At 58.3% G+C, this 24,285-nt stretch carries 26 protein-coding genes and 2 pseudogenes; 19 read left to right on the plus strand and 9 right to left on the minus strand.

From position 1 onward, the window contains the following. Positions 1 to 133: 133 nt before the first annotated feature. Complete coding sequence (locus ACP3TY_RS03820; RefSeq protein WP_008082340.1) at positions 134 to 511, minus strand: hypothetical protein; 378 nt, start codon at positions 509 to 511, stop codon at positions 134 to 136. A 198-nt stretch (positions 512 to 709) separates the two neighbouring features. Here ACP3TY_RS03820 and ACP3TY_RS03825 point away from each other — a divergent pair, with 198 nt between their 5' ends. The 3 genes from ACP3TY_RS03825 (at position 710) to def (ending at position 2,559) form a co-directional block, all read left to right on the plus strand. Next, positions 710 to 901, plus strand: a complete 192-nt coding sequence (locus ACP3TY_RS03825; RefSeq protein WP_053122994.1) for a CsbD family protein — start codon at positions 710 to 712, stop codon at positions 899 to 901. Positions 902 to 1,066: 165 nt separating this feature from the next. Further along, positions 1,067 to 2,023 (plus strand): YihY/virulence factor BrkB family protein, encoded by a 957-nt coding sequence (locus ACP3TY_RS03830; RefSeq protein ID WP_053122992.1) that lies wholly within the window; start codon positions 1,067 to 1,069, stop codon positions 2,021 to 2,023. Continuing rightward, positions 2,020 to 2,559 (plus strand): peptide deformylase, encoded by a 540-nt coding sequence (gene def / locus ACP3TY_RS03835; protein WP_053122989.1) that lies wholly within the window; start codon positions 2,020 to 2,022, stop codon positions 2,557 to 2,559. The genes ACP3TY_RS03830 and def overlap by 4 nt, the downstream gene beginning before the upstream one ends. Before the next feature lie 81 nt (positions 2,560 to 2,640). Here the strand turns inward: def and ACP3TY_RS03840 are convergent, their stop codons facing one another. Continuing rightward, on the minus strand, positions 2,641 to 3,048 hold the full coding sequence (locus tag ACP3TY_RS03840) for a GNAT family N-acetyltransferase (protein ID WP_426619269.1): 408 nt from the start codon (positions 3,046 to 3,048) through the stop codon (positions 2,641 to 2,643). A 324-nt stretch (positions 3,049 to 3,372) separates the two neighbouring features. On the opposite strand from ACP3TY_RS03840, the gene ACP3TY_RS03845 reads away from it, so the two are divergent. The 6 genes and pseudogenes from ACP3TY_RS03845 to ACP3TY_RS03870 form a co-directional block, all read left to right on the plus strand. Next, complete coding sequence (locus ACP3TY_RS03845) at positions 3,373 to 4,314, plus strand: fatty acid desaturase (protein ID WP_426619270.1); 942 nt, start codon at positions 3,373 to 3,375, stop codon at positions 4,312 to 4,314. A gap of 142 nt (positions 4,315 to 4,456) precedes the next feature. Then, a complete protein-coding gene (locus ACP3TY_RS03850; protein ID WP_426619271.1) occupies positions 4,457 to 5,248 on the plus strand; it encodes a phosphate/phosphite/phosphonate ABC transporter substrate-binding protein in 792 nt (263 codons plus the stop codon). 187 nt (positions 5,249 to 5,435) lie between these two features. Then, positions 5,436 to 5,963 (plus strand): sigma-70 family RNA polymerase sigma factor, encoded by a 528-nt coding sequence (locus ACP3TY_RS03855; protein ID WP_426619272.1) that lies wholly within the window; start codon positions 5,436 to 5,438, stop codon positions 5,961 to 5,963. After that, entirely contained in the window at positions 5,960 to 6,973 is a 1,014-nt protein-coding gene (locus ACP3TY_RS03860) for an ABC transporter substrate-binding protein (protein WP_426619273.1), read from the plus strand. Before ACP3TY_RS03855 ends, ACP3TY_RS03860 begins: the two co-directional genes overlap by 4 nt. Positions 6,974 to 7,501: 528 nt before the next feature. Further along, positions 7,502 to 8,278 (plus strand): annotated as a pseudogene (locus ACP3TY_RS03865) (PAS domain-containing protein); the annotation flags it as partial. 114 nt (positions 8,279 to 8,392) lie between these two features. Next, positions 8,393 to 8,821, plus strand: a pseudogene (locus tag ACP3TY_RS03870) (methyl-accepting chemotaxis protein); the annotation flags it as partial. Between the two features lie 135 nt (positions 8,822 to 8,956). Here ACP3TY_RS03870 and ACP3TY_RS03875 read toward each other — a convergent pair. The 3 genes from ACP3TY_RS03875 to ACP3TY_RS03885 all read right to left on the minus strand — a co-directional run bounded on the left by ACP3TY_RS03875 (position 8,957) and on the right by ACP3TY_RS03885 (position 11,656). Then, positions 8,957 to 9,511 carry a hypothetical protein gene (locus ACP3TY_RS03875; protein ID WP_426619274.1) on the minus strand — a complete coding sequence of 185 codons (555 nt, stop codon included), beginning with the start codon at positions 9,509 to 9,511 and terminating at the stop codon, positions 8,957 to 8,959. Between the two features lie 154 nt (positions 9,512 to 9,665). Beyond that, a complete protein-coding gene (locus tag ACP3TY_RS03880; RefSeq protein WP_426619275.1) occupies positions 9,666 to 11,090 on the minus strand; it encodes an MFS transporter in 1,425 nt (474 codons plus the stop codon). 125 nt (positions 11,091 to 11,215) lie between these two features. Continuing rightward, positions 11,216 to 11,656, minus strand: coding sequence for a PACE efflux transporter (locus ACP3TY_RS03885; RefSeq protein WP_053122973.1), 441 nt, complete (start codon positions 11,654 to 11,656; stop codon positions 11,216 to 11,218). 121 nt (positions 11,657 to 11,777) lie between these two features. Here ACP3TY_RS03885 and ACP3TY_RS03890 point away from each other — a divergent pair, with 121 nt between their 5' ends. Next, on the plus strand, positions 11,778 to 12,650 hold the full coding sequence (locus ACP3TY_RS03890) for a LysR family transcriptional regulator (RefSeq protein WP_053122971.1): 873 nt from the start codon (positions 11,778 to 11,780) through the stop codon (positions 12,648 to 12,650). A gap of 279 nt (positions 12,651 to 12,929) precedes the next feature. Here the strand turns inward: ACP3TY_RS03890 and ACP3TY_RS03895 are convergent, their stop codons facing one another. Beyond that, the gene (locus tag ACP3TY_RS03895; protein ID WP_053122969.1) at positions 12,930 to 13,961 is read right to left on the minus strand and encodes a LacI family DNA-binding transcriptional regulator; all 1,032 of its coding nucleotides are present in this window, start codon (positions 13,959 to 13,961) and stop codon (positions 12,930 to 12,932) included. 215 nt (positions 13,962 to 14,176) lie between these two features. Here ACP3TY_RS03895 and ACP3TY_RS03900 point away from each other — a divergent pair, with 215 nt between their 5' ends. Both ACP3TY_RS03900 and ACP3TY_RS03905 read left to right on the plus strand, forming a co-directional pair. Beyond that, positions 14,177 to 14,710: a gluconokinase gene (locus ACP3TY_RS03900; RefSeq protein WP_426619276.1), complete on the plus strand. Its 534-nt coding sequence runs from the start codon at positions 14,177 to 14,179 to the stop codon at positions 14,708 to 14,710. Between the two features lie 82 nt (positions 14,711 to 14,792). Further along, positions 14,793 to 16,148 carry a GntP family permease gene (locus ACP3TY_RS03905; RefSeq protein WP_159812783.1) on the plus strand — a complete coding sequence of 452 codons (1,356 nt, stop codon included), beginning with the start codon at positions 14,793 to 14,795 and terminating at the stop codon, positions 16,146 to 16,148. Positions 16,149 to 16,325: 177 nt separating this feature from the next. Here ACP3TY_RS03905 and alaC read toward each other — a convergent pair whose 3' ends face one another. Then, positions 16,326 to 17,534, minus strand: coding sequence for an alanine transaminase (gene alaC, locus ACP3TY_RS03910; RefSeq protein WP_053122962.1), 1,209 nt, complete (start codon positions 17,532 to 17,534; stop codon positions 16,326 to 16,328). A gap of 138 nt (positions 17,535 to 17,672) precedes the next feature. Here alaC and ACP3TY_RS03915 point away from each other — a divergent pair, with 138 nt between their 5' ends. From ACP3TY_RS03915 to ACP3TY_RS03925, 3 genes are all read left to right on the plus strand, one after another. Further along, positions 17,673 to 18,335, plus strand: a complete 663-nt coding sequence (locus ACP3TY_RS03915) for a LysE family translocator (RefSeq protein ID WP_212543864.1) — start codon at positions 17,673 to 17,675, stop codon at positions 18,333 to 18,335. Between the two features lie 67 nt (positions 18,336 to 18,402). Further along, positions 18,403 to 18,897 (plus strand): GyrI-like domain-containing protein, encoded by a 495-nt coding sequence (locus tag ACP3TY_RS03920; protein ID WP_053122959.1) that lies wholly within the window; start codon positions 18,403 to 18,405, stop codon positions 18,895 to 18,897. Between the two features lie 121 nt (positions 18,898 to 19,018). Continuing rightward, a complete protein-coding gene (locus ACP3TY_RS03925) occupies positions 19,019 to 19,507 on the plus strand; it encodes a GNAT family N-acetyltransferase (protein ID WP_053122958.1) in 489 nt (162 codons plus the stop codon). Positions 19,508 to 19,780: 273 nt separating this feature from the next. On the opposite strand, the gene ACP3TY_RS03930 is transcribed toward ACP3TY_RS03925, so the two are convergent. Then, positions 19,781 to 20,266: a GNAT family N-acetyltransferase gene (locus tag ACP3TY_RS03930; RefSeq protein ID WP_159812775.1), complete on the minus strand. Its 486-nt coding sequence runs from the start codon at positions 20,264 to 20,266 to the stop codon at positions 19,781 to 19,783. A 141-nt stretch (positions 20,267 to 20,407) separates the two neighbouring features. Between ACP3TY_RS03930 and ACP3TY_RS03935 the strand changes: the two genes are divergently transcribed. Genes ACP3TY_RS03935 through ACP3TY_RS03945 form a run of 3 tightly spaced genes read left to right on the plus strand, consistent with a single transcriptional unit; the run spans position 20,408 to position 22,449 of the window. Then, positions 20,408 to 20,833, plus strand: coding sequence for a YybH family protein (locus ACP3TY_RS03935; protein ID WP_400753398.1), 426 nt, complete (start codon positions 20,408 to 20,410; stop codon positions 20,831 to 20,833). A 40-nt stretch (positions 20,834 to 20,873) separates the two neighbouring features. Next, entirely contained in the window at positions 20,874 to 21,218 is a 345-nt protein-coding gene (locus tag ACP3TY_RS03940; protein ID WP_008081988.1) for a YciI family protein, read from the plus strand. After that, positions 21,211 to 22,449 carry an RNA polymerase sigma factor gene (locus tag ACP3TY_RS03945; protein WP_426619277.1) on the plus strand — a complete coding sequence of 413 codons (1,239 nt, stop codon included), beginning with the start codon at positions 21,211 to 21,213 and terminating at the stop codon, positions 22,447 to 22,449. Before ACP3TY_RS03940 ends, ACP3TY_RS03945 begins: the two co-directional genes overlap by 8 nt. Positions 22,450 to 22,548: 99 nt before the next feature. On the opposite strand, the gene ACP3TY_RS03950 is transcribed toward ACP3TY_RS03945, so the two are convergent. After that, positions 22,549 to 23,274 (minus strand): SDR family oxidoreductase, encoded by a 726-nt coding sequence (locus tag ACP3TY_RS03950; RefSeq protein ID WP_426619278.1) that lies wholly within the window; start codon positions 23,272 to 23,274, stop codon positions 22,549 to 22,551. 111 nt (positions 23,275 to 23,385) lie between these two features. On the opposite strand from ACP3TY_RS03950, the gene ACP3TY_RS03955 reads away from it, so the two are divergent. Then, on the plus strand, positions 23,386 to 24,222 hold the full coding sequence (locus ACP3TY_RS03955) for a LysR family transcriptional regulator (protein ID WP_426619279.1): 837 nt from the start codon (positions 23,386 to 23,388) through the stop codon (positions 24,220 to 24,222). The last annotated feature ends 63 nt before the right edge of the window (positions 24,223 to 24,285 follow it).

The raw sequence follows: 24,285 nt of genomic DNA on the forward strand, positions 1-24,285 counted from the left end.
CGCTCCGCGTGGGAATGCCGCCCCGGACGCTCTGCGTCCAGAACTGCTGGGACGCAGAGCGTCCCTAGATGCATTCCCACGCAGAGCGTGGGAATGATCATGTAGGAGCTGCCGCAGGCTGCGATCTTTTGATTTACTGACGGAACGGCGCGAAATTCACATTAGTCCCCGCCGGACGCATGTCCTGCAGATACGAATCCTTGTCCGCGCTCAATTCCAGGCTCAGCGCCGCTTTGCGCTTGCCTTCATTGCGAATCACCAGCCCTTCGAGCTTTTCACGCAGAAACACCGTCGGCACTTTCAGGTGCAGCAGTTCGTCGGTGGCCGGCGTGTGCATCAGCAGGTGAATCCACTCGTACTGACCAATCGCCAGACGCGACACTGGCAGGTCGAACCACCAGATGTTGCGGTTGCGGTTCAGTTCGGCGAAGTGGCAATTGTTGGTGCCGAGCACGGCGCCGCCCAGTTCCTTGTTTCTACGGGCGATGGCGAGCGTTTTATCGAGTTTCATAACATTCCTGCAGGATCGGTTCCTGGCGCGTGGCGCCCTTATGTTGCGCATTCTCGGGGCATTGCACGCAAACATAAAGCCCAACCTGTTCGTCGCGACGAAATGATCCGGCGAAAAATAAATGAAACTTGGCGCAAACCCGGCCAGTCAATCATTACGTACTGACTTTTCCCCCTAATTGCACCAAGGAGAAACACCATGAGTAGCACAGGCGATAAAGTAAAAGGCATGGCCAACGAAGCGGTCGGCAACGTCAAGCAAGGCGTCGGTAAAGCCACCGACAACACCAAGCTGCAGGCCGAAGGCAAAGTCCAAGAGAAAAAAGGCGAAGCCCAGCAAGCGGTCGGCAAAGCCAAGGACGCTGTCAAAAAAGGCGTCGACAAGGCGTAATCCAGCCTTGAACGAAAGACACGAGCGGCCATCCAAGGATGGCCGTTTTTGTGTCGAAATCCTGCTGACACCCACCAAGGTTCGCCAAACAAGCTACCTTGATGTAAAAAACGGCCCCTGAGTCGCCACGACTTCAAACCTGTATTGCGGCGAAAGGAGACGCGAATGATATTTCCAGACATGAAAGGTCTGCCCCTGCACCGAGTGATGGTGCGCACGGTCACTGAATTCGTCGATGACGAAATGTCGACCTACGCCTCGGCACTGGCCTACCAGATGCTGTTCTCGCTGTTCCCGTTCATCCTGTTTCTGATCGCCCTGATCGGTTTCCTGCACCTGCCGGACTTCTTCTCCTGGCTGCGCCTGCAATCGGAACTGGTGCTGCCACCGCAGGCGCTGGAATCAGTCAACCCGGTGATCGACCAGTTGCAGCAGTCCAAGGGCGGCTTGCTCTCGGTCGGTATCGTCATCGCCCTTTATACCGCGTCTGCCGGCGTGCGCCTGATGATGAGCGCGATGAATGCGGCGTATGACGTGGTCGAAGGCCGACCAATCTGGAAGCGCTTTCCGCTGTCGGTGGTCTACACCGTCGGCATCGCCGGCATGCTGTTGATGGCCGCCGCACTGATGGTGCTCGGCCCGCAAGTCATGGGCTGGATCGCCGCACAAGTAGGGCTGGAAGAGGTCATCGTGACCATCTGGACGATCGCGCGCTGGCCGGTGATCGTGATTTTGATGATGGTCGCCGTGGCCCTCATCTATTACGTGATGCCCGACGTCAAACAGGAATTCCGCTTCATAACCCCAGGCTCGGTATTGGCCGTGGTGGTGTGGATCATCGCCTCGTTGGGTTTCGCGTTCTACGTGAAAACCTTCGCCAACTACAACGCGATGTATGGCAGCATCGGGGCGATCATCGTGCTCTTGCTGTATTTCTACATTTCCGCTGCGGTGCTGCTGCTCGGCGCGGAGATGAATGCGGTGATCGAGCACATGTCCAGCGAGGGCAAAGACGAGGGCGAGAAAGTCCCCGGCGAACTCGATGAACAACCCAAACAACACGTCTCGGGCCTGGGTCGCGATCATTCGCTCAAGCCGGACACTGACGAAGCCACATCATGATCCGTGAAATCCTCAAAATGGGCGACGAGCGCTTGCTGCGCATCGCCCCGCCGGTGCCGCCGGAAATGTTCAACAGCCCTGAGCTGTGGCAACTGATCGACGACATGTTCCAGACCATGGAAAGCGTCGGCGGCGTCGGCCTGGCCGCGCCGCAGATCGGCGTCGATCTGCAATTGGTAATCTTTGGTTTCGAGCACAGCGAACGTTATCCGGACGCTGAGGCCGTGCCGCAGACGATCCTGATCAACCCGCTGATCACGCCGTTGAATCCGTTGATGGAGGAGGGGTTTGAAGGGTGTTTGTCGGTGCCGGGTTTGCGTGGCGCGGTGGATCGTTATCAGCAGATTCGCTACGAGGGTTTTGATCCGAAGGGCGAGCCGATCATGCGTGTGGCTTCAGGTTTTCATGCGCGGGTGGTGCAGCATGAGTGCGATCATCTGATTGGCCGGTTGTACCCGTCGCGGATTACTGATTTCAGCAAGTTCGGTTTTACCGAAGTGATGTTCCCGGATCTCGATCCCACAGCTGACGATTAACCAGAATCAAAAGATCGCACCCTTCGGCAGCTCCTACAGGGATAGGTGTAGGAGCTGCCGAAGGCTGCGATCTTTTGATCTTCACCCCAGGCCCATCGCAATCATCGGCTTGCTCCGCGCATACCGGCTCAATCGCTCCGCCATCGCCTGCGGCAACTCAGGATCAAACCGGAACCCGCGCCGCTCATAAAACCCGCGCAAATCCGGATGACAGAACAGCCACACCGGTTCCGTCACATCCTGAACCGCCGCTGCCATCAACTGCGCCGCAATCCCCTGATCCCGACACCCCGGATCAACAAACAACCCGGTCAACCAATGCCCACCCGCCACCGGTCGCAAGCACAACGCCGCAACAATTTCCCCACGTCGCGCCACCCACAATTGCGCGTCACGCACGGCTTTCATCGAGGATTGGTGGCTGCGGTAAAACTTGTTCATCAACGGCCAGAGAGACGCGTCGAGCAGGCTGTATTGGGTATCGGGCATGGGTTCTGACTGTCGGTAGATTTCGCGGCGATTATAAAAGAACGCGCGCGTCTGGATAGGTGTATACCTGAGCTCACATCCCCTGTGAGTGGAGTACGCATCATGTCCAAAGGTATGGATTCAAAGAAAGCCGCGAAGAAGAAACCGGCCAAGACCGCGATTGAAAAACGCGCAGAGAAGAAGGCCAAGAAAACTGATATTTTCGGTCATTGATCACGCCTTTCGGAAGCCCGGTTCTCGGGCTTCCTTGTTGATCCAAAATAATCTGCAAGATTCTCGGTGGTCGTTGCACAGAAAGGGAAGGAACCCGCTGCGAGCAACGCCATGTCTCATTATTTCGACGCCGCCCACCGTCAACACATCGAAACCCTGCGCCAACGTTTTACCGCTCGCAGCGACTGGCCGACCTGGCTGTTGTTGATCGGCGTGTATGGCGGCTGGTTTGCAATCATGTTCAACAGCCACTGGCTGGGACGGGGTTGCAGTACCGTGCTGCTGATTCCGCTGCTGGTGCTGTGGCTGTCGGTGCAACACGAATTGCTCCACGGCCATCCGACGCGATGGATTCGCTTCAATAAAATTCTCGGCTATGCGCCGTTTGCCGTGTGGTATCCGTACACGTTGTATCGCGACAGCCATCTACTGCATCACCGCGATGAAGATCTGACGGTGCCCGGTGTCGATCCGGAAAGCCGTTACCTGACGCGGGGGCGCTGGCAGGGCAGTTCGCTATTTGAACGCAGCTTGCACTGGCTGAATAAAACCGTGCTCGGGCGTTTCGCCATCGGTGCGCCGTTGGGCTTGCTGGCGTTGGCGAGTGAAGAATTGCAGCGGCTGAAAAACCGTGAGCGCCAGGCCTGGCTGATGTGGCTGACGCATGGCGCGTTCACGCTGCTGATGTTGTGGTTTATCGCGCGCTACAGCGTGTTGCCGGTGTGGCACTACTTGTTGTTGATCAGTGTGCCGGCGCTGTCGATTGCGATGATCCGCTCCTACTACGAACATCGACCGCACGCGCAACCGGAGCAGCGCACGGTGCTGAACGAAGCCGGATGGCCGTGGCGCTGGCTGTTTCTTAATCTGAATTTTCATCTGGTGCATCATGATTTGCCGGGGCTGGCGTGGTACGACTTGCCCAAGGTGTATCGCGCGAATCGCGAGCAATGGGTGGCGAGGAGTGGCGGGTTTCTGGTGCAAGGGTATGGGCAGTTGTGGCGGGAGCATGGCGTCAGACCGATCGACAGCCCCGAGCATCCTTATCACTAATTTCAAGCACTCCATATATCCCCTGTAGGAGCGAGCCTGCTCGCGAAGGCGGTGTGTCATTCAAAGTGGTTTTTACTGTTACACCGCTATCGCGAGCAGGCTCACTCCTACAGTTGGAAATCTGTTGTCAGGAAATATGCGTATGACTCAACACCACGCCGAGCTCCTCATGTACACCGCCCCCGAGCCTATCCGTGTGGCCAACGAGCGCTGGCTCGCGCGCATCCTTGACCACCTCGGTCACACGCGCCTGAGCGCTGAAACCCTGTCACTGCGCGAACTCTGGTTATCCCCCAATCTCCTGCTTACACAAACCTGCGGCTATCCATTGATGACGGCATTAAAAGGCCAGGTTCGTGTGATCGGCCGCCCACGCTACGAACTCCCGGACGCCAGTGCCGGCAACCATTGCAGCCTGATCCTTAGCCGTGCCGATGACCCACGCAAAACCTTGCCAGCCTTTCGCGACAGTCGCGGCGTGATCAACAGCGACGACTCCAACAGCGGCATGAACCTGTTGCGTCAGCGCCTCGCCCCGTTGCATCGCGATGGGCAATTCTTCTCCACGGTCGGCATCAGCGGCGGTCACCGTGAAAGCCTGCGCTGGTTGCGTGAGAAGCGCGCAGATCTGGCCGCCATCGACAGCGTCACCTACGCCTACCTCGCGCAGCATGCGCCTGAGGAAGTCAGGGGGTTACGTGTTGTTGCGCGCAGTGCGTTCAGTCCGACGTTGCCTTTTATCACCGTCGCCAGTGCTACGGATGAACAGATCGAGCGGCTGCGACAAGTGATGAATCAGTCGTTGCACGAACTTCCGGATGTTGTGCAAACGTTGGGATTGCCTGAGGTGTTGGCGGCGGGAGAGGGTGATTATCAGGTGGTGCTCGACTACCAGCGTGAGGCTGAGGAGTTGGGGTATGGCCGCTTGCGTTGAAAGATCGCAGCCTTCGGCAGCTCCTACGTACTACTGTAGGAGCTGCCGAAGGCTGCGATCTTTTGATCTTGTATTCCATAATCGAATATAAAAATGAAATTTAAATATTATTAATGCATAAGGCGCCTTGCTACGATCGCGCCACCGGAACACCGGACATTCAGCGACCCCTAACCCAGGAGCCCCTATGTCCGGCGCCGACCTTTCCCATCGCCAACACCTGGCCGGCCTGTTCCGCGCCCATCACCACTGGCTTTGCACCTATCTGCGTCGGCATCTGTACGACGCGGCGAGCGTTGAAGACATCGCCGCCGAAACCTTCGCGCAACTGCTTGAATCATCATCACTGACCGCGATCCGCGAGCCCCGCGCCTTGCTCACCACTGTTGCCCAACGCCTGCTTTATCAACACTGGCGCCGTGCGGATTTGCAGCGTCGGCATCAGCTACAGGGCGATGAGGAGGGCACCGCTTCGCCCGAACATCTCGCGCAACTGTCGCAAACCCTGAAACGCCTCGATCACAGCCTGCAACGCCTGCCCGGCAAAGTCCGTTCGACCTTTCTGCTCGCCCGCGTCGATGGCCTGACCTACCCGCAAATTGCTGCCGAACTGGGCATCTCCCAGCGCTCGGTCAGCGTGTACATGACCCGTTCCCAAGCCCTGTGCGATCGCCACAGCGCCAACCAATTCCTACAAGACAAGAGGTCTGCATGAGATCGATCAAAACCCTGCTCGGCGGTTCGCTGCTGGCGCTGAGCTTGAGCGTCGGGGCAGTTTCTGCAACGGAGAAAACCGCGCCGATTCACTTCGGTGACATCACCTGGGAGAGCGGCAGTTTCATCACCGAAGTGCTGCGCCTGATTGTCGAAAAAGGCTACGGCTACCCAACCGATACGCTGCCGGGCAGCACCGTCAGCCTCGAAGCAGCGTTGGCAAAAAACGATATTCAAGTGATCGGCGAAGAGTGGGCCGGGCGCAGTCCGGCGTGGGTCAAGGCTGCTGCTGAAGGCAAAGTATTTGGGCTCGGCGATACAGTGAAAGGTGCCACCGAAGGCTGGTGGGTGCCGGAGTACGTGATCAAGGGCGACCCTGAGCGCGGCATCAAACCCTTGGCGCCGGAGCTGAAATCGGTGGCGGATCTGCCGCGCTACAAAGACGTGTTCCGTGATCCCGAAGACCCGAGCCGCGGGCGTTTCCTCAACAGCCCGACGGGTTGGACATCGGAGATCGTCAACACTCAGAAGCTCAAGGCCTATGCGCTCAACGACAGCTTCGTCAACTTCCGCACCGGCTCCGGCGCGGCGCTGGATGCCGAGGTGGCGTCGTCGATCAAACGTGGCAAACCGGTGTTGTTCTATTACTGGTCACCGACGCCGCTGCTAGGGCGTTTCAAACTGGTGAAACTCGAGGAACCGCCGTTTGATGCCGAAGCCTGGAAGACCTTGGCCGATGCCAATAATCCGAATCCCAAAGGCACGCGGTCGATGCCGGCGAGTCTGGCGATTGGCGTGTCGGCGCCGTTCAAGGCGCAGTATCCGGAGCTGGTGACGTTTTTTGAGAAGGTCGACTTGCCGATTGATCTGTTGAACCAGACGCTGGCGGGGATGAGTGAAAAACGTTTGCAACCGAGGGTGGTGGCGCAGGCGTTTTTACGCGATCAGCCGCAGGTGTGGAAATCGTGGGTGCCAGCAGAAGTGGCTACCAAAGTCAGCAACAGCCTCTAATTCCCAACGCCGCCCCCTGTAGGAGCTGCCGAAGGCTGCGATCTTTTGATCTTAAAAAAATCAAAGTCCAAAGATCGCAGCCTTCGGCAGCTCCTACAGGGGGCTGTTCATTTTCCGCTGAACCGATTCTTGTGCAAAAAGTCCTCACTACTGGCCGACTAGTGGCCTTGCGCAAGGTTTTGCGCTAGCTATGCTGCTCTGTAACTAACTATGTCGACCGTGCACGGTTAGTCTGCAAATTCATGCTGCCAGAGTGCGCAACCCAAGGCACCGACACTGAACCAACAAGGAGCATTTTTTAAATGGAAGTTCTTCAACGCGTTAGGGCTGGCCCGCGAGCGGGCTATCAAGAGAAGGATGTCTTGATTAGAGCGTCGCTGCATGGACTCTCCGATTGACCATCATTTATCACCTGACAACTTCCTCCCGTGGAGGAATGCGTGTGCCTGTTCTTTGGAACGTAGTGGTGGATCGTGAAAGACCTGAACTTTCATCAAATCAAAAGTCCGCGCGGAAGGTGATACAACCATGTTTAACCTACATCACAAGGCTGACCTGCTGGAAATCGAACGATTCAGCTGTGCCTTGACCGAGGCCAATGCCAAGTTGGCCGCGATCAGCCGTTCGATGGCGATGATCGAATTCACCCCCGACGGCATCGTTCTGGATGCTAACGAAAATTTCTGTAAAACCATGGGCTATGGCGCCGATGAAGTGCGCGGCAAACATCACCGGATCTTCTGTGAAGAAGCGTTTTATCGCAGCGAGGAATACGCCAAGTTGTGGCGCGACCTGGCCCGTGGTGAACCGATCAGCGGGACGTTTCTGCGTTTGAACAAAAGTGGCAAGGAAGTCTGGCTCGAAGCCAGTTACATGCCGGTGTATGGCCCGGACAAGCAAGTTAAAAGTGTGATCAAAGTGGCGTCCGACATTACCGCGCGGATGAACAAGGAGCATGAACAAGAAGCCATGCTCGCGGCGATCGGTCGCTCGATGGCCGTGATCGAGTTCACCCCGGAAGGCAATGTCATCACCGCCAACGACAACTTTCTCAAGACCATGCAGTACGCGCACAACGAAGTCGTTGGGCATCACCACAGCATGTTCTGCCACCGCAGCGAATCCGAGTCGTCGCAATACAAAGCCTTCTGGGCTTCGCTCAATCGCGGCGAATATCACTCGCACCGTTTCGAGCGCAAGAACAAGTCCGGGCACATGGTTTACCTCGAAGCCTCGTACAACCCGCTGTTCGACGCCAAGGGCCGCTTGTACAAAGTGGTCAAGTTCGCCAGCGACATCACCCAACAAATGACCACGCTGCAGAACGCCGCGGAATCGGCCCACAGCACCTCGGTACAAAACGACGCCTGCGCGCAAAAAGGCTCACAAGTCGTGCAGCAAACGGTGCAGATCATTCAGGACATTTCTCGCGACCTCAACGAAGCGGCAGTCAGCATCGATGCGGTCAGCAAACAGTCAGACATCATCGGCACCATCGTCCAGACCATTCGCGGGATTGCCGATCAGACCAACCTGCTGGCGCTCAACGCCGCGATCGAAGCGGCGCGTGCCGGCGAGCACGGGCGCGGGTTTGCCGTGGTCGCGGATGAGGTGCGAAGTCTGGCGGCAAGAACGAGTCAGGCTACTTTAGAGATCGTCGACGTTGTGCGCCGCAACCACGACCTGTCGCTGAGTGCGGTGTCGAGCATGCAGTCGAGTCTCAGCCGTACCGGACTTGGTGTGGAGCTGGCGAACGAGGCGGGGGCAGTGATTCAAGAGATTCAGCAAGGCTCACGTCACGTCGTCGATGCCATCAGCCAGTTCAACGAAACCCTGCAACTGAACTGACATTTTCTAAACAACACAAAACTTGTGGGAGCGGGCTTGCTCGCGAAAGCGGTGTGTCAGTCGGTGGAAATTTCACTGATACACCGCTTTCGCGAGCAAGCCCGCTCCCACATTGGTTTTGTGCAGATCTTCGGATTAGAGGGCAGCGAGGAATTTGTCCGCCGTTTTATCGCTGTCCTTCACGTCGTTGTTTTTCTCCGATTCCGCCAACTTCATCTTGTCCTGCAAGCGCTCGGCGATCTCTTTGCCGATCGCCTGTTGTTGGGCTGGCGGCATGGCTTTGATGTCGTCCTCGGTCAGGCCCATTGACTGCAAGATGCTGTCACGCAGGCGCTGTTCCGGCGACTTGCTCATATAGTCCTTGAACGCGTCGGTGGCGGAAGTGCCGCTGGTTTGGCTCGCATCGGAAGTGTCGGTGGTTTGCAGACCCACACGGGTCTTGGCGAATGCCTCGTCAACGTTGTCGCTGATGCGTGATGCTTCGCTGACTTGTTGCGTGGCAATCTGCGTGGCCGAGGTCTGCACCGTCGAAGCGGTCTGGCTCGATTGGAGTTGGGTCTGATTCTGCAGGTTTTGCAGCATGGCGCCGTGCAGGCCACTCTGCAAACCGGCGGCCGCGGTGGCCGTTGCGTCGTCATTCACTTGTTTGGGCAGGTGGATGATCAGCGGTTGTTTGGCACTGACGAACATGATGGATAAACCTGTGGTAATGACTGACCCCGGTAGCGGAGCAATTACCGTGCCTTTCAGATAAGTCTTTTCATTTCAATGAATTGAGATTTGTCGCGGTTGAGCAAGCGGTCATCCCTTGCCGGTGAGCGGCAGCGGATGACCGTTATGCCGGTCAGCGATGGGCAATGTTCTCCAACGCCAGATTACGCGTGCGCGGGCCGAAGTAGCCGATGGTCAGCATCACGATCAACATGCTGCTGGCAATGAACGCCAACACGCCGGGCGTGCCAAAACTGTCGAGAAAAAAGCCGATCAGCAGGCTGCTGAACACCGTCGACAAACGACTGAAGGAATAGCAGAACCCTACCGCGCGGGCGCGAATATTGGTCGGGAACAACTCGCTCTGGTACGAGTGATAACTGAAGCTCAGCCAGGCGTTGCAGAAGGTGATCATCACCCCGCAAAAGATCAGCCCGAACGCACTGGTCTGCAAGGCGAACAAGGTACCGAAGGTCATCGCACCGAGGGCCGAGCCGACGATCTGCCATTTGTTCTCGAAACGGTTGGCGAACTTGACGAACAGCAGCGGCCCGAGCGGGTAGGCGAGGGTGATGATGAACGCGTACATCAAACTGTGGGTGACGCTCACGCCCTGGCCGGACAGCAGCGCCGGCAACCAATTGCCAAAACCGAAAAAACCGATCGCTTGAAAGACGTGGAAGACGATCAGCATCAAGGCGCGGCGGCGATACGGTGGTTGCCAGATGTCGGCGAAACGACCCTTGCCTTCAACATCGACCGACACTGTTTCCGGCGTATCCAAGGGCTGGCCATGATCCTTCTCGCAGCGTGCCTCGATGTTATCGAGAATCCGGTTGGCTTCGTCGAATCGACCGTGCTGCGCCAACCAGCGTGGCGACTCCGGCAGACGCTTGCGCAACCACCAGATAAACAGCGCAAACACCGCGCTGGCCAACACCACCCAACGCCAGCCGGACACACCGAACGGCGCTTGCGGCACCAGCCACCACGACATCAACGCCACTGCCGGCACCGAGAGAAACTGCACGAAAAACGCGAAAGCGAACGCGGAACTGCGCATGCGTTTGGGCACCAGTTCCGAGAGGTAAGCGTCGATGGTCACCAACTCGATGCCCAAACCGATGCCGACCAGAAAGCGCATGCAGATGATGCCCAGCGCCGAACTCTGAATACCCATCAACACCGTCGCCACGGTGTACCAAACCAGTGCGAAGGTGAAGATCGCGCGGCGACCGAAACGATCCGCCATCGGGCTGAGCAGACTGGCGCCGAGGAACAATCCCAGAAACGTCGCCGAAGCGAACGCCGCTTGATCGGAGAAACCGAACACGCCCTGATTGCCGGTGGCGAAGATGCCGTCGCGGATCAGTCCGGGGCTAATGTAGGCGGTCTGGAATAAATCGTAGAGTTCAAAGAAACCACCGATCGATAGCAGCGCCACCAATCGCCAGATCGTCGCGACGGCGGGGAGACGGTCGATACGGGCGGAAACTTCGGCAGCGCGGATCGGATCGATGCCGTCGCTTTGCGCGGCGGCGGGGGCGTGTGCAGTCATGGGCAGATCCATTTTTTATTGATGGAAAAGCTTAGCCTGCTATCGGAAACCACGGATTGTGAAGATCAGCGATTTGCGCCGGGAAACCGCTGATTTCTTGCAATATCTGCTTACGAATTAACGATTTATGCCGCAGCCGCCGAATCCGGCAGTGCCGAGGCCGGCAAACCGAAAATCCGGTCGAACAGCCAGTTGAACGCGAACGTGTAGCACGGGATGAAAATGATCAGCGCCAGATCCAGCAGAAAGGCCTGCACCAGGCTGATGTTCATCCACCAGGCAATCAACGGAATCAGGAACACGATCAAGGTCAACTGAAAACCGATGGCGTGGGCGATGCGGCGTTTCACCGTGCGCGTGCGCGACACCTGACGGCTTTCCCAGCGCTCGAACAATGAGGTGTAAATGAAGTTCCAGGTCACGGCGATGGTGGTGATGATCACCGCCAGCGGCCCGGTGCTGCCCGGGGATGTGCCGGACAACAGCGCCAGACCGAGGGCGGAGAAGGTCATGCCGATCACTTCGTAGAGCGACACGTAGACCAGTTTGCGTTTGACGCCTTGCATGGGAATTGCCTCTTTCTTGCCGTTTGTTGGCCAGCGGGACTGGCGAAGGCGACGAAAGATAGCTTCAATAGGGCTGACAGAAAAAGTCAGTAGCTTTCAGTTTTGGTGATAGGTAGATGAAGTGAATTTCAACAGCGACAGCATCGAGTTGTTTCTTGCGGTGATTGAGCGCGGCTCGTTTTCGGCGGCGGCTCGGGCATTGGGTCGGGTGCCATCGGCGGTGAGCATGAGTATTGGCAACCTTGAGGCCGAACTCGGTTATCTGCTGTTTGACCGCAGTCATCGCGAGCCACAACCCACGGCGATGGCGCTGTCACTGGTGCCGCACGCGCGGCTAATCGCCGAGCAACTCAAGCAACTGCAAGTGCACGCGGTGGAGTTGTCGTTGGGGCTGGAGAGCAAGTTGTCGATTGGCGTGGTTGCGGACATTGATCGGCGGCGTTTGCTCGCGGCGATCAAGGTGATCGCCGAGCGCCATCCGCTGCTCGATATCGAAGTGCTGACCGCGCCGCAGGATGACGTGCTGGCGATGCTGCACAGTGGTCGTGTCAGTGTGTGCCTGGCGTTCGCCGGGTTGAGCATGAACGTGCTGGAGCGTTTTCAGTTCGTCGGCAGCGAACGGATGATCGCCACGCTGGCGGCGGACAGCCCGTTGTTGCGGGGGCAGGATTTGTTTCTGGAAGATCTGGTGCATGTGCGGCAGATCATTGTCGCCAGTCGCGATTTACCGATTAGCGAGACGCGGCCCTTGGTGGCGGAATCGTACTGGCGCACCGACAGTCTTGAGACGGCGATGGAAATGGTTGAGGCGGGATTGGGTTGGGGCAATTTTCCGTTGTCGGTGGTGCAATCGAGACTGGATAACGGCCGGCTGAAACGCCTGAATTTTCGCAATATCGAAAACGGTCTGGTGATGCCGGTGCATGCGGTGTGGCTCAAAAGCCAGCCGCTACAGAAAGGCGCATTGGCCCTCGTTGATCTGCTCAGTCACTAGAAACGGTGGAGATCCAATGTGGGAGCGAGCCTGCTCGCGAAAGCGCCGTGTCAGACGGCACAGGTTTATCTGAATAACCGCTTTCGCGAGCAGGCTCGCTCCCACAGGGTTTGTGTTTCAACGCCGTATTTGTGAGCTTCACCTAAAACTGTAGGAGCTGCCGAAGGCTGCGATCTTTTGATGTTGATTTTAAAAGATCAGATCAAAAGATCGCAGCCTGCGGCAGCTCCTACGGGGATCATTTTTCAACCCGGGATTTGTGCCCAGGGAATTCAGGCGTCAGGTACTTTCGCGAATCTTCAGTTCGAAGCCCATGTCTTCCACCGGGCGCGCGACCGAGTTACCCGCCATCAACGTCAACATCTGCTCCGCCGCACGCCGGCCGATCGCCTCACGCGGGGTGTTAATGCTGCTCAAGCGCGGCACCATGTGTTCGGACATCGGCAAGTCGTTAAAACCGAGAATCGCCACCTGTTCAGGAATCTTGATGCCATTGCGCAACGCTTCCAGCAAAGCACCCTGCGCCAAATCGTCGTTACCAAAAAAGATCGCATCAACATCCGGATGCGCCGCGAGCAACTGCAAAAACAATTCCCCACCCAAGCCCACCGACGAAGCACGCGGCGTCAGCACTTCCAGATCCGGGTCGTAACGCCCGGCCTTCTGCAGTGCTTTGCGAAAACCCTCACCGCGCAACAACGTACGTTGATCGAGTTGCGCGCCAATGTAAGCAAGACGCTTGCGCCCACGAGAGAGCAAATGCTCAGCCGCCGTCTCCCCGGCACTCAGCTGCGAAAACCCGACGCAATTCACCCCGGCAGCGCTGTCGAGTTCCATCATGTACACGCAAGGAATGTTGCTCGCCTCGATCATCCGTCGCGAACTTTCCGTGCGATCAAATCCGGTCAACAGAAACCCGCGCGGCTGATAGGCCATGTAGTTGCGCAGGAGGTTTTCTTCTTCATCGCGGGAATAGTGAAAGTTGCCGATCAGCACTTCGAAGCCCTTGGGCGTGAGCACCCGATGAATGGCTTCCAGCGTGTCGATAAACAAAAGGTTGGACAACGATGGCACCAAAACCACCACCGAATGGCTCTGCGCCGAGGCCAGAGCGCGGGCGGCAGGGTTGACCACGTAGTTGAGTTCGAGGGCGGCTTTGCGGACTTTTTCTACCAGTTCGGTGGCCACGGTGCTGACCCCACGCAAGGCGCGGGAGGCGGTAATCGGACTGACACCGGCCAGGCGGGCAACTTCATTCAGGGTGGGACGGCCGGTGGTGCGGGTATTTTTATCGTTTTTAGGGGTGGTCATCGACGGCTTGCCAAACAAAAATCAAGGCACTAAGGTAGCGCTGTCCTGATGCAGCTGTAAATGCGTAAGCGAGGTCCTGCCTGATCTTCGCTTTTTGGCGTTGGGCGCAAACCTGCTGCAACCCAAAAAAACGACAAGAAGGCGTCGGCAACTTCTGCCTGTGCACTAGAGTCATAGCTAGCAAAGGTAGCGCTGTCTGCGCGCTGAGGTGTTATATGAGTCATCCCATCACCGCCCTGGTCATCATGGGCGTTGCCGGTTGCGGCAAGACGTGCGTCAGCGAGGCCCTGTGCCAATTGAGCGGCGCCACTGCCATTGAAGGCGATACTTTCCATCCGGCCGCGAACATCGAAAAGATGAGCGCGGGGATCCCCCTGAACGACGACGACCGCGCCGGCTGGCTCGACAGCCTGTGCGTCGAACTGCGTCGCGTCGATGCGCTGGGCAAACGCCCGGTGCTGACCTGCTCGGCCCTTAAACACAGTTATCGCGAAGTGTTGCGCAGCGCCTTGCCGGGCCTGGGCTTCGTGTTTCTTGAATTGACCCCTGAAGTCGCCGCTGAACGTGTGTCCCATCGTCCGGGCCACTTCATGCCGGCCACGTTGATCGAAAGCCAGTTCGCCACCCTCGAATCGCCCAAGGGCGAGCCGTTGACCCTGGCGCTGAACGCTTCGATCCACAGCGTTGAAGAACTGGCTTCGCAGGCTCACGTCTGGTGGCAGGCCCACGGTCTGAAACAGGCGGTATGAGTGTGTTGAAAGAGATAGCGCTGTCCTCACGATTTCTGTTTAACCCGCTTTAATAACAACAACAATCCAGGAGACACCCCCAATGTTTGGCATGTCCCACGACGCGTTTCTGCTGCTTGATGCAGTGGTCACCGTGATCGGACTGATTGTCCTGATCACCAAGTTCAAGCTGCACCCGTTTATTTCCCTGACCATCGCTGCCGCGTTCCTCGGTCTGACTTCCGGTATGCCGATCGGCACCATCATCAAAGCGTTCCAGGACGGCTTCGGTGGCGTGCTCGGTTTCGTCGGCATCATCCTCGCGCTGGGCACCATGCTCGGCAAAATGATGGCTGAATCGGGCGGGGCGGATCAGATTGCCCAAACCCTGATTCGTGCGTTCGGCAAGGACAAAGTCCAGTGGGCGATGATGTTCGCCGCGTTTCTGGTCGGCATCCCGCTGTTCTTCGAAATCGGCTTTGTTCTGCTGATTCCACTGGTGTTCATCGTGGCGCGCCGCACTGGCGTATCGATTATCAAGATCGGTATCCCGCTGCTCGCCGGTCTGTCCGCCGTGCACGGTCTGGTGCCACCGCACCCGGGCCCGTTGCTGGCCATCGGCGTGTTCGGCGCGGACATCGGCAAGACCATTCTTTATGGTCTGATCGTGGCGCTGCCAACCGCGATCATTGCCGGTCCGATCTTCGGTACCTTCATCGCCAAGCACATTCCGGGTCACCCGAATCAGGAACTGGTCGATCAATTGGCCCGTGAAAACGATGACTCGGCGAGCCTGCCGAGCTTCGGTATCACCCTGGTTACCGTGCTGCTGCCGGTGTTCCTGATGCTGCTGAAAACCTTCGCCGACGTCGCGCTGCCGGACGGTCACTTCTTCCGCACCTGGATGGACATGATCGGTCACCCGATCTCCGCACTGCTGCTGGCGTTGCTGCTGTCGCTGTACACCTTCGGTCACAAACAAGGCATCGGTTCGCAACAGATGCTCAAGTGGCTGGACGCGAGCCTGGCGCCAACCGCCGCGATCATTCTGATCATCGGTGCGGGCGGTGGCTTCAAGCAGATGCTGGTGACCAGCGGCGTGGGCGACGTGATCGGCCACATGGCGGTCAGCGCACAGATCTCGCCGATCCTGCTGGCATGGCTGGTGGCGGCGGTGATCCGTATCGCGACTGGTTCGGCAACCGTTGCAACCATCACTGGCGCGGGCATTGTGGTGCCGGTGGTGGGGATGATTCCGGGCGTTAACCGTGAGTTGCTGGTACTCGCGACCGGCGCCGGTTCGTTGATCCTGTCGCACGTGAACGACGCCGGTTTCTGGCTGGTGAAGCAGTACTTCAACATGACCGTGGCCGAGACGTTCAAGACCTGGACAGCGATGGAAACCATCCTGTCGGTGGTTGCGTTGGGCTTCATCCTGCTGCTGTCGCTGTTCGTTTAAGCGCTTCTCGCAGACACAAAAAAACCGCAGCGATGCGGTTTTTTTGTGGGTGATGGTCTGCGTGAACACGGCACCTGTAGGAGCTGTCGAGTGAAACGAGGCTGCGATCTTTTGATTGTAAAAAACCAGATCAAAAGATCGCAGCCTGCGGCAGCTCCTACAGGGGATGGGTGTCAGTTATTTGGTAACCAGGCCATCGGCCCGGAACATCCCGCGAATGCCGCGCACAGCCTGACGAATCCGATCCTGGTTTTCGATCAGCGCAAAGCGCACGTGATCGTCGCCATACTCACCAAACCCCACCCCCGGCGAGACGCAAACCTTCGCTTCAGCCAGCAGTTTCTTGGCGAATTCCAGCGAACCCAGATGCGCATATGCCTCGGGAATCTTCGCCCAGACGTACATCGACGCCTTCGGATTCTCGACCATCCAGCCCAGTTCATGCAGGCCTTTTACCAACACATTGCGACGCTGCCGATACTGCTCGGCGATGTCGCGCACGCACTGCTGATCACCTTCCAGCGCCGCGATCGCCGCGACTTGCAGCGGGGTGAACGTGCCGTAGTCGTGGTAGCTCTTGATCCGCGCCAAGGCGTTAACCAGTTCCGGATTGCCGACCATGAAACCAATGCGCCAGCCCGCCATGTTGTAGCTCTTGGACAGGGTGAAAAACTCCACCGCGATGTCTTTGGCGCCCGGCACTTGCATGATCGATGGGGCTTTCCAGCCGTCGTAGACGATGTCGGCGTAGGCCAGATCGTGAATCACCAGCACGTCGTATTGCTTGGCGAGGGCGATCACCCGCTCGAAGAAATCCAGTTCCACGCACTGCGCAGTCGGGTTCGACGGGAAGCCGAGGATCATCATTTTCGGTTTCGGAATCGAGCCGCGAATCGCCCGTTCCAGCTCATCGAAGAAGTCCACACCGGGCACCAGCGGCACCGAACGCACTTGGGCACCGGCAATCACCGCACCGTAAATATGAATCGGGTAGCTCGGGTTCGGCACCAGTACGGTGTCGCCCTGATCGAGGGTCGCGAGCATTAAATGCGCCAGGCCTTCCTTGGAACCGATGGTGACAATGGCTTCGCTTTCCGGGTCGATATCGACTTCGTAGCGTTGCTTGTACCAGTTGGAAATCGCTCGGCGCAGGCGCGGAATGCCCTTGGACGTCGAGTAACCGTGGGTGTCTTCGCGTTGGGCCACTTGTACGAGTTTTTCGACAATGTGCGGCGGCGTGGCCCCGTCGGGGTTGCCCATGCTCAAGTCGATGATGTCTTCACCACGACGACGCGCGGCCATCTTCAGCTCGGCGGTGATGTTGAAAACGTAAGGGGGGAGTCGATCTATGCGCGCAAAGCGGCGCGGCGAACCTTGTTCGGCCATTGTTGCCTCGGATAACGTAAGCGCCCGGAACCGTCCGAGCGACGCTGGTCACTGCGGTGACCTGTGGCGGAAGATAAGGTCAGTGATGGCATACTGTCCAGCCCGTTTGTTAACAAATTTTTCCAAGGAAAATGGTTGATGGAATTCACCAGCGGCTTCTTGCTGAGCCTTTCGCTGTGCCTGGATATCGGCGTGGCCAACATCGCAATGATCACATTGGCGATGCAGCGCGGTTACTTTCAAGGCTTCGCGCTGGGCCTCGGCACCTGCGTCGGCGACCTGATTTACGCGGTGCTGGCGCTGGCCGGGATGACCGTTCTGCTGCAATACGAAAGCGTACGCTGGGTGCTGTGGATCGGCGGTTCGGCGCTGCTGATCTACTTTGCGGCGAAGATGATTTACTCGGCGATCCATCACGAAGCGCTGCTGGCCGAGACGGCGGAGGTGGGGCAGAACTCCCATCGCAAGGAATTCTTTCGTGGGATTTTTCTCGCCATGTCGTCGCCGAGCGCGATTCTTTGGTTCGCTGCGGTGGGCGGCACGCTGATCGCCCGCTCCGGTGGCGGTGGCCCGGTGAGTTCGGCGCTGTTCCTCGGTGGTTTCCTCTGCGCCGGGCTGCTCTGGTCGGCCGGTTTGTGCTTTGCTGCCAGCCACGGTGGCAAGCTGCTGGGCGACAAGCTTTTGCGCTATTCCTACATGGCATCTGCAGCGATCTTCTGCTATTTCGCGGTGTACGTGATCGTATCCGGCTACAACGAATTCGTCGGTTCCGGTGCCGTCGAGCAGTTGCATTCGCTGTAACCGTGCGAAACGGGTTTGGCTTTCTATACTCCCAGCCGAACCCCTTTTTTGTGCCAGGAGTCGAGTCATGGATGAGCAAACACGCGTCGAAGTGGCTGAACCTCGCTTCGAACATGGACACTTCCTGCTGATTGCAGGATTTGGCGATCGATTTACCCAAGACACCGCCAAGGACATCCCGGCGCTGTGGGAGAAATTCCTGCCTCATCTGGGGCGAATTCCCGGGCAAAAAGGCGAAGTGACCTACGGCGTGTGCTGCAATTTCGACGGCAAGGGCGGCTTCGATTACATCGCCGGCGTGGAAATCACCAAGCTCGACGAACTGCCGCAGGACGTCTATCGCTGGGTCGAAGTGCTGCCCCGTCAATACGCGGTGTTCGAACACAAAGGGCCGCTCGATCAGTTGCCGCAAACCCTGCAATACATCTACAAAACCTGGTTGCCGACCTCTCATTACGTCGAGCTGAACGCCCCGGAACTGGAGCGTTACAGCGCCGATTTCAACCCGCGCCTGCACACTGGCAAACTGGAAATCTGCGTGCCGGTCGATACCAAGGCCTGAGCCTCCAGCGATCAGGCGGATCAAAGGATCCGCCTCATGCGTTTGCGCCGTGTGCGGATCGATATGCCCCCGCGATTCCTTTATGCTTTCGGCACTTTCTTCTGCTGATTTCCGAGCCGCCATGAACACCGTCATCCGCAACGTCACCGCCGCTGATCTGGATCGCTGCTACGCCATCGAAACCGTTGCTTACGAAGGCGACGAAGCCGCCACCCGCGAGAAAATCGCCACGCGTATTGCCACCTGGCCGGAAGGCTTTGTCGTGGCGGAAGTGGATGGCGTGGTGGCGGGTTTCGTCAATTCGGGCGCGGCGTTTGATGTGCAGATGTCGGACGAGGCGTTCAAGGAGCTGATCGGCCATGACCCGAAAGGGCCGAACGTGGTGATCATGTCGGTGGTGGTGCACCCGGATTATCAGGGGCAGGGGCTGGCGAAGCGCTTGATGGCTGAGTTTATCGAGCGCATGCGCGGGATGGACAAGGCGACGATTCATTTGATGTGCAAGGAAAAGCATATTCCGCTGTACGCCGGGTTTGGCTTTGCCTACATCAAACCGTCGGAGTCGGATCACGGCGGCATGGCGTGGCACGAGATGATCCTGACCCTCTGACAACACCGCAAAACCCATGATCGTTACCACGCTGATCGTTCCCACGCTCTGCGTGGGAATGCCTCCCGTGATGCTCTGCGTCACGACTTTGGGACGCAGAGTGTCCCCGGCTGCATGCCCACGCAGAGCGTGGGAACGATCATCAAAAACCCTTGTGGGAGCAGTGGTGTGTTCACGCCATGTGTCAGAAAGGGCGATCTGCTTGCGCATCGCCCGCTCGTGCGGCAGTCAGTAAATCGCTTCCAGCGCTTCGACTGAGTCGATCATCCTTACTTAGAAAACCAGCCCCATGCGCCGTTCGTAACCGATCCGGCCCTTGTACGCTTCGCCGCTGTCGACATAGCCGTGCTTGGCGTACAGCGCAATCGCCGCGTCATTGTCAGCGTCCACCGACAACTCCAGCCCTTTGATCTCCGGCCACGCCTGACGCGCGACCTCGGGCAGCGCTTGCAGACACGCCTTGCCATAACCCTTGCCCTGCGCGCGGCGATCAACCTGCAACGCATGCAAGGTGGCGCTGTGTTCATCAGCCCAGGCCGGCAACACGGGCGGGCGCTTGAGCAGCAGAAACGCCACCGGCACTTCATCCGCCAGCAAGGCAAAACCCTTCACGCCGGGGCCGGGTTTCGACAACAAGGTGTGCAACGCACCGTGAATATCGCCGGAGAACTTGATCTGCTCGGCATGGATTTCAATCGCCTCGACTTGTTGACGCTGCAAAGCATTCAGGCTGTCGTACGGCACGAGTTGGGCTGACACGGGAATTTCCTTTTTCCTACAAAGATAAGCCTCGGATTCTAGCGATTTTGCCCTCAGTGGAATTTTTTTGTTTCGCCTGTCGATCTGCCGATCCACCAAGCGACTAAGGGTGTCTTCACAACAAAAACCACGGAGAACACCATGAGCGCACAATCCGAAATCCAGACCCTGATCAACACCTACCGCGACGCCGTGATGAAAAAGGACGTAGAGAAAGTCATGGCGCTATACGCCGACGACATCGTCTCGTTCGACGCGATCAAGGCCCTGCAATTCAAGGGCAAACCGGCGTACCGCGAACACTGGGTCGCGTGCATGGAAATGTGCCCCGGCCCGCACATTTTCGAATTCCATGAAATCGCCATCGAAAGCGCCGACAACATCGCCTTCGCCCACTGGGTCGCCAACTGCGGCGGCACCAATGAAAAAGGCGAAACCCAGAGCTGCTGGATGCGCGTCACCGCCTGCTATCGGCAGATCGGCGGCGCGTGGAAAATCGCTCACGAACACTGGTCGGCGCCGTTCGATCCGATGAGCGGCGCGACCCTGTTCGATGTGCAACCCTGATCTTCAGCCATAGTTGATCCGTCCGCTTCAGGAGAACGCCATGAAGTATTTATGCCTGGTCTACAGCGATGAGCGCTTGCTGCATTCATCGCCCGACAGCCCGGAAGACGCCGAGTGCTGGGCCTACGCCGAGTCGATTCAGGGCAGCGGGCGAATGGTTGCCGCTGAGGCCTTGGAGTCAGTGCAGACCGCCACCACGGTGCGCATGCGCAACGGCAAACTGTCGATCACCGATGGCCCGTTCGCTGAAACCAAGGAGCAACTGGCCGGTTTCTACCTGATCGACGCCAAGGATCTCAACGAAGCGATTCAGGTCGCCGGCAACATTCCGGCGGCGCGGGTCGGCAGCGTTGAAGTGCGCCCGGTGCGGCAGTTGAATGTCTGAGGTTCGGGCGCGGGTCGAGCAGGTCTATCGTGAAGACTCGCGGCGGATTCTGGCGACGCTGATTCGCCTGCTCGGTGATTTCGACCTCGCCGAAGAAGCCTTGCACGAGGCGTTCTTCGTCGCCGTCGAACGCTGGCAGCGCGACGGCGTGCCGGACAATCCGCGCACCTGGCTGGTCTCGACCGGGCGCTTCAAGGCGATTGATGTATTGCGCCGCCGCGCCCGGTTCAAAGCCTCACAGCCGATGTTGCTGGCGCAACTGCAAGAACTTGAACAGGCCGACTGGAGTGGCGAAGACGTGGAAGATGATCGCCTGCGGCTGATCTTCACCTGTTGTCACCCGGCGCTGGCGGCGGATGCGCAAGTGCCGCTGACCTTGCGCGAAGTCTGCGACCTGACCACCGAAGAAATCGCCCGCGCGTTTCTCTCGGCACCGGCGGCGATTGCCCAACGTATCGTGCGGGCGAAAGCCAAGATCCGTGACGCGAAAATCCCTTATCAAGTGCCGAGCTTGAGTGAATTGCCCGAGCGCCTCGACAGCGTGTTGCGGGTGATTTATCTGGTGTTCAACGAAGGCTATTCGGCGTCGGTCGGCACTGAACTGACCCGCGAAGATCTGACGCGTGAGGCGATCAGGTTGGGGCGGTTGTTGATGGAATTGTTGCCGGAGCCGGAAGTGATGGGGCTGCTGGCGATGATGCTGTTGCACGAATCACGACGCTCGGCGCGCACGTCACCGAGTGGTGAACTGGTGCTGCTGGATGATCAGGATCGTTCGTTGTGGGATGCCGGGTTGATCGCTGAAGGTTGCGCGCTGGTCGAGCGCGCGCTGACCAGGAGGCGGTTTGGGCCGTATTGTTTGCAGGCAGCGATTGCGGCGGTGCATGCCGAAGCGCCGACGGCGGCGCAGACGGACTGGGAGCAGATCGTTGGTTTGTATGACGTGCTGTTGCGGGCGGTGCCTTCGCCGGTGATTGAGTTGAATCGAGCGGTGGCGGTGGCCAAGCGCGATGGGGCGTTGGCGGGGTTGCAGTTGATTGAAGGGATTTTGGCGCGGGGCGAGTTGCAGGATTATCACTTGGCGCATTCGGCGCGGGCGGAGTTTTGTCGGCAGTTGGGGCGGGTGGAAGAGGCGCGTTCAGCCTACCTTCGCGCCCTTGAACTGACCCGGCAAGAACCCGAAAGACGTTTCATCGAAGCACGCCTGAATCAGTTATCCACCCCCCTGTAGAAGCTGCCGAAGACTGCGATCTTTTGACCTTGATAAGCGAGATCAAAAGATCGCAGCCTCGTTTCACTCGACAGCTCCTACAGGATGGCGTTGTGGGTATCAGGCCTGCTGCCGGGTCGCGGCCATCACTATCTCGCGAATACACACCCCCTGCGGTTGCCCATACGCATACTCAATCGCCGTCGCCACATCTTCAGCACTCAACACCGTGCCGCCCATGTCCTGTTTCCAAGCCTGATACCCAGTCTTGATCGCCTCATCCGTGGTGTGGCTCAGCAACTCAGTTTCAACCGCCCCCGGCGCAATCGTCGTCACACGCACATTGTGCGGCGCCAGCTCCTCGCGCAGATTCTCCGACAACCCATGCACCGCAAACTTGGTGCCGACATACGCGACATGGTTCGGGAACGTCTTGCGCCCGGCCACCGAGCTGACGTTGATGATCGTCCCGTGCTTACGCTTGATCATCCCGGCAACCACCGCGTGCACACCGTTGAGCAAGCCCTTCACATTGACGTCGAGCATCTGATCCCACTGCGCCGGATCCTGCTCGCTCATCGCACCGAGCAACATGACGCCAGCGTTGTTGATCAGCGCATCCGCCGGGCCGAATTGCGCTTCGGCTTCCGCCACCGCCGCGAGCAATGCGTTGCGATCGGTGATGTCGACTTTGCGGCTCAGGCTGTGCGGCAGCGCCAACGCTTCAAGGCGTTCAACGCGACGCGCGAGCAACAGCAGCGGATGGCCGGCCGCGCTTAAACGACGGGCGGTGGCTTCGCCGATGCCCGAACTGGCGCCGGTGATGATGATCAATGGCTTGCTCATGGGTGAACTCCTGAAATAAGTTTTTCAAATGACTGAACGATGGGCGCAGTATATTTAGCGCCGTTGCGGCTGAAAAATGCCTTATTCCTCTGTCTGCTATCGGAATCTCCTATGGATGTCCGTCATCTCAAAGCCTTCCTCGCCGTGTTCGAAGAACGCAACATCACTGCCGCCGCGCAGTGCCTGTTTATCAGCCAGCCGACGCTGTCGGTGACGATCAAACAATTGGAAGAAGAACTCGGCGCGACGTTATTCGTGCGCCAGCCGCGCGGTGTCGAGGTCAGTGATGAAGCGCGGTTGCTGTATCCGCAAGCGCGGCGGATGGTCGCCGACGCCGAGGCGCTGAGCCGAATGTTTCGCGGCCGCGAAAACCGTGCGCCGCTGACCCTCGGCATCGAGGGCGACATCGCTGCCAGCCACATTGAAGCCTTTGTGCGCATGGCGCATCTGGCGTTGCCGAATCTGTTGCTGACGATGGAGGAGGGCTGTCAGGGTGATGGACGCTTGGCGGTCGAAGAGATGTGTTGCGAGGACGAATTGTTCCTGCCGCTGTGGGAAGAATCCTATGTGATGGCGCTGCCGGTGAATCATCCGATGGCGGCGGTGCAAGCGAATTGGGCACCGATCGAGGATTGGATTACCTGTCCGCAGCATCCGTCGCATCAGCGCTTGATGGCGTTGTACGGGCGTTCGCCGGAAGCGGTGGCGGGGCATGCCGGGTCGTTGCAACAGGCGTTGCACATGGTCGCGGCGGGAGTTGGCGTGGCGATGTTGCCGCAGTCATTGGTGACCGGGCATGCGCGGGTGGTGGTGCGCGTGTTGCACCTGCCGGCGCCGACGCGAAGGGTCGGGTTGTGTTATGCGGCCCAGGCGCTGGAAATGCCGGCGATGCGTGGGTTGCATGAGTATTTTTTGTTGAATCGACCGGTGGTGATTGAGGCTGCTTGAGGATCAAAAGATCGCAGCCTTCGGCAGCTCCTACAGAGGTACGCATTCCCATGTAGGAGCTGC

Source organism: Pseudomonas rustica (assembly GCF_049959085.1).
In the GTDB taxonomy this organism is placed as follows: Bacteria; Pseudomonadota; Gammaproteobacteria; order Pseudomonadales; family Pseudomonadaceae; genus Aquipseudomonas; species Aquipseudomonas rustica.

Excerpts from the sequence above, each read along its gene's own strand:
- ACP3TY_RS03820 (WP_008082340.1), bottom strand. The coding sequence starts at position 511 with ATGAAACTCGATAAAACGCTCGCCATCGCCCGTAGAAACAAGGAACTG.
- ACP3TY_RS03825 (WP_053122994.1), top strand. The coding sequence starts at position 710 with ATGAGTAGCACAGGCGATAAAGTAAAAGGCATGGCCAACGAAGCGGTC.
- ACP3TY_RS03830 (WP_053122992.1), top strand. The coding sequence starts at position 1,067 with ATGATATTTCCAGACATGAAAGGTCTGCCCCTGCACCGAGTGATGGTG.
- def (WP_053122989.1), top strand. The coding sequence starts at position 2,020 with ATGATCCGTGAAATCCTCAAAATGGGCGACGAGCGCTTGCTGCGCATC.
- ACP3TY_RS03840 (WP_426619269.1), bottom strand. The coding sequence starts at position 3,048 with ATGCCCGATACCCAATACAGCCTGCTCGACGCGTCTCTCTGGCCGTTG.
- ACP3TY_RS03845 (WP_426619270.1), top strand. The coding sequence starts at position 3,373 with ATGTCTCATTATTTCGACGCCGCCCACCGTCAACACATCGAAACCCTG.
- ACP3TY_RS03850 (WP_426619271.1), top strand. The coding sequence starts at position 4,457 with ATGACTCAACACCACGCCGAGCTCCTCATGTACACCGCCCCCGAGCCT.
- ACP3TY_RS03855 (WP_426619272.1), top strand. The coding sequence starts at position 5,436 with ATGTCCGGCGCCGACCTTTCCCATCGCCAACACCTGGCCGGCCTGTTC.
- ACP3TY_RS03860 (WP_426619273.1), top strand. The coding sequence starts at position 5,960 with ATGAGATCGATCAAAACCCTGCTCGGCGGTTCGCTGCTGGCGCTGAGC.
- ACP3TY_RS03875 (WP_426619274.1), bottom strand. The coding sequence starts at position 9,511 with ATGTTCGTCAGTGCCAAACAACCGCTGATCATCCACCTGCCCAAACAA.
- ACP3TY_RS03880 (WP_426619275.1), bottom strand. The coding sequence starts at position 11,090 with ATGACTGCACACGCCCCCGCCGCCGCGCAAAGCGACGGCATCGATCCG.
- ACP3TY_RS03885 (WP_053122973.1), bottom strand. The coding sequence starts at position 11,656 with ATGCAAGGCGTCAAACGCAAACTGGTCTACGTGTCGCTCTACGAAGTG.
- ACP3TY_RS03895 (WP_053122969.1), bottom strand. The coding sequence starts at position 13,961 with ATGACCACCCCTAAAAACGATAAAAATACCCGCACCACCGGCCGTCCC.
- ACP3TY_RS03900 (WP_426619276.1), top strand. The coding sequence starts at position 14,177 with ATGAGTCATCCCATCACCGCCCTGGTCATCATGGGCGTTGCCGGTTGC.
- ACP3TY_RS03905 (WP_159812783.1), top strand. The coding sequence starts at position 14,793 with ATGTTTGGCATGTCCCACGACGCGTTTCTGCTGCTTGATGCAGTGGTC.
- alaC (WP_053122962.1), bottom strand. The coding sequence starts at position 17,534 with ATGGCCGAACAAGGTTCGCCGCGCCGCTTTGCGCGCATAGATCGACTC.
- ACP3TY_RS03915 (WP_212543864.1), top strand. The coding sequence starts at position 17,673 with ATGGAATTCACCAGCGGCTTCTTGCTGAGCCTTTCGCTGTGCCTGGAT.
- ACP3TY_RS03920 (WP_053122959.1), top strand. The coding sequence starts at position 18,403 with ATGGATGAGCAAACACGCGTCGAAGTGGCTGAACCTCGCTTCGAACAT.
- ACP3TY_RS03925 (WP_053122958.1), top strand. The coding sequence starts at position 19,019 with ATGAACACCGTCATCCGCAACGTCACCGCCGCTGATCTGGATCGCTGC.
- ACP3TY_RS03935 (WP_400753398.1), top strand. The coding sequence starts at position 20,408 with ATGAGCGCACAATCCGAAATCCAGACCCTGATCAACACCTACCGCGAC.
- ACP3TY_RS03940 (WP_008081988.1), top strand. The coding sequence starts at position 20,874 with ATGAAGTATTTATGCCTGGTCTACAGCGATGAGCGCTTGCTGCATTCA.
- ACP3TY_RS03945 (WP_426619277.1), top strand. The coding sequence starts at position 21,211 with ATGTCTGAGGTTCGGGCGCGGGTCGAGCAGGTCTATCGTGAAGACTCG.
- ACP3TY_RS03950 (WP_426619278.1), bottom strand. The coding sequence starts at position 23,274 with ATGAGCAAGCCATTGATCATCATCACCGGCGCCAGTTCGGGCATCGGC.
- ACP3TY_RS03955 (WP_426619279.1), top strand. The coding sequence starts at position 23,386 with ATGGATGTCCGTCATCTCAAAGCCTTCCTCGCCGTGTTCGAAGAACGC.